The organism is Winogradskyella sp. UBA3174, from assembly GCF_002364335.1.
GTDB lineage: Bacteria > Bacteroidota > Bacteroidia > Flavobacteriales > Flavobacteriaceae > Winogradskyella.
In genome coordinates, this window is record NZ_DEXW01000067.1 from 3798 (window position 1) to 6066 (window position 2269).

General features: G+C 33.0%; 2 protein-coding genes. Both read left to right on the forward strand.

Features of this window, described 5'->3' with window-relative positions:
• Positions 1 to 1558: agmatine deiminase family protein (locus B2U95_RS13550; RefSeq protein WP_296317092.1), on the forward strand; the 1558-nt coding region annotated here is incomplete at its 5' end.
• A 171-nt stretch (positions 1559 to 1729) separates the two neighbouring features.
• Positions 1730 to 2197 carry a hypothetical protein gene (locus B2U95_RS13555; RefSeq protein ID WP_296317094.1) on the forward strand — a complete coding sequence of 156 codons (468 nt, stop codon included), beginning with the start codon at positions 1730 to 1732 and terminating at the stop codon, positions 2195 to 2197.
• The last annotated feature ends 72 nt before the right edge of the window (positions 2198 to 2269 follow it).

Consider the following 2269-nt stretch of genomic DNA (forward strand, 5'->3'; position numbering starts at 1 on the left):
TAACCATAGCCGAGACGTTGTACACAAGCCGAACAAAAGAGAAACTATGAACAAAATGAAGCTTAATTATCTAAATATATTAATCCTATTATTTCTCTTTTCCTGTTCAAATAATTCCAAAAAGGATTCAGAAACAGTTGAACCCAATTTTTATTCACAAGGGCTTAATAATAGAACTGCTGCAGAATGGGAACCAGCTTTAGGCACATTAGTTGTTTGGCCATTGAGTATTCCACATAAATTGGTTATTGAACTTGCGAATGACAATCATCTATTCACTTTGGTGGAAAATGAGGACTCTCGAAAAGAAGCTGAAAAATGGTTTAGTGAATGGCGTATAAATCCGGAAAACGTAACTTTTATTTATGCAAAACAAGGAGTTGACGCTTGGTGGACGAGAGATTGGGGACCAAGTGCAGTTTTCACGAACAAAAATGAATACAAATTAGCAGATGGAAAATACATTTATTCAACACCTGTAACTGGTTTGGCTTGTAACGATTCATTGCAGTTCCTATATATGGATGAAAACAATAAAATAGAACTAACACAAATTGATGATGACGCAACAATTCCCCTTGCCAAACAATTGGGGTTTGAGATTATAAACTTGCCAATTAACAATACTGGCGGAAGTGTGTTGACTGATGGATTAGGAACAGCTTTCTCTACCTGTATTATCCTTAATGAAAACAAGCATCACGGAATTGATAGTGAAAATTTTCTGCAACTAAATGATTCATTACTAGGTTTTCAACGATATAATATCATTTCTAATTTTGAAACTAACGGAATTCAACATATTGATTGCTTGTTAAAACTTATTGACGAAGAAACTATTTTAGTTGCAGAGCCACCAAGCGACCACGAACTCTATAACATCTACAATGAAATTGTTGCCAAAGAACTTTCGATATTAAAAACACCCTATAACAAACCCTACAAAATATTAAAAATCAAGACTGCACGATACAAAGATGAGCGTTTAGCTGCCTACACTAATTCTCTTATATTAAACAAAGTAGTTTATGTTCCACTTTTTGATATTCCTCAAGATTCAATTGCATTAAAAACTTGGGAAGATGCAATGCCTGGATATGAGGTTAAAGGATTTAAATTCGCCTTGAATGATGAGCCTTTCGTGACGGAAGAATTAAGAAAGCATTACCGAGCTTATGGTTGGAACAATGGAGATGCCTTGCATTGCCGAACAAGAGCAATTTGGAATCCAGAGATGCTTTTTATAAGTGTAAATAAAATTAAATCTGAAGTCGATTCAAATCAAAAGAACAAAGTATATGCAACAATAATCGACTATAGTAAAAAAGGACTTGTTGAGAATAAAAGTGAGCTCTTCTGGAGATTATCAGGAGAAATTGAATGGAAAACTATTACACTTTCTCAAGCCGACAATGAAAATCATTTCTTTGCCGAAATTCCAAATCATAATTCTGGAACTAACATTGAATACTATATTTCAGCCGTTTCAAATTCGGGAGAAAAAGAGACTAGACCGATAACAGCACCACTTGCGGCTTACGAATTTACAATTAAGTAAAAGGCCAGTGTACAACATTGTATATAAAAAATAGCGGATTAAGTGCTTAAACAAAAGAAAATCAATATAATAAAGTAAGTCTCAAACCAAAAAGTTAGTGCCTAAAAACCGCTACTTTTCATATACTAGCCGTTGTGGTGCATTTACCACTCAAACTTCTGAATTCAATAAATGAAAAAAATAATATTCCGATTGACCTTACCTTTAACTTTAATTTCATTCGGAATTATAACAAAATGGTCGTACGGAATAGCAATTGACGCAAAGGATGTTTTCTTTTATGGATTTCCAATGATTTATAAGTGCGAAGGATTTCACACATCTTTATCAACCCAATATTTCTTAATTGAAATGACGATTAATTTGTTGACTTATTTTGCGTTTTGTCTAATTATAACATTAACTCTAAACCGAATATGGAAAATCAATATTTCGAAACGCATATCCAAAATATTTTGGATTGTTTATGCTGTATTGTTTTTAGGGTTTGCCTACTTGTCAAATGACTTGGATGATCGATATTCAATAAAACGTGATTTTGAAATTAAAATATTTGACAGCGGAATTACAATTTTCGGAATCCACTCGACAGATAGAGAAAAATATCAAACTGAGTATAAAAATTGGAATGGAAAATAAAAACGACACCACAACACGGTGTATAATTAATTGCTTTGGCAAGTGCTTATCTAGAAAATTCCTTCGGAATTT

Coding starts and splice junctions, on each gene's coding strand:
- B2U95_RS13555 (WP_296317094.1), top strand. CDS start 1,730: ATGAAAAAAATAATATTCCGATTGACCTTACCTTTAACTTTAATTTCA.